We start from the raw sequence: 686 nt of genomic DNA on the forward strand, positions 1-686 counted from the left end.
TGTCCAGCCCCAATTCTATGGGCCAGTTTTGAGCAAGGTTTCTGGAACGGGCGGTCGCATGTTTAGAGCCTGATGGGGTCTGACACGATTGTACTGTCTAAGCCAGGTATTGATGACGATCTGAGCCTGTTTGGTGGTGTGGAACCATTCTGCGTTGAGGACTTCCCGGCGCAGAGTGCCATTGAAGCGCTCGTTGTATCCATTCTCCCAAGGTGATCCCGGGTAGATTTGGATCGGCTTAATGCCCACCTTTCTTAACCAGGTCTGCAGGGCCGTTGCGATGAACTCCGCGCCGTTGTCGGAACGGATGTGTTCGGGCTTCCCGTGCCGCAATAAGAGTGGGTAGAGCGCATCCAGCACGTCTGCGCTGTTCATCTTCGGCTTGACCGCTACGCAGAGCGCCTCACGGGTATACTCATCCAGCACCGTCAGCATCTTGTAGCTCTGTCCGTTGCTCAGCTTGTCGTGGACAAAGTCAATGCTCCAGATGTGATTGGGATGTTGCGGTCGGAGCCGGATGATCGAGCTGTCCTTGTGGTACAGCCGTTTGCGTTTCTTGTGCCGTTGTGGGAGCTGCAAGCCTTCTTCGCGCCATTGTCCAGCCCCAATTCTATGGGCCAGTTTTGAGCAAGGTTTCTGGAACGGGCGGTCGCATGTTTAGAGCCTGATGGGGTCTGACACGATTG

Annotated in this window: 1 protein-coding gene; it reads right to left on the reverse strand. The window is 55.2% G+C overall.

Features of this window, described 5'->3' with window-relative positions:
• Nucleotides 1-15: 15 nt before the first annotated feature.
• Entirely contained in the window at nucleotides 16-621 is a 606-nt protein-coding gene (locus tag ACR0ER_RS25635; RefSeq protein WP_480771276.1) for an IS3 family transposase, read from the reverse strand.
• Nucleotides 622-686 lie beyond the last annotated feature (65 nt).

The organism is Ruegeria sp. CH8, from assembly GCF_056536985.1.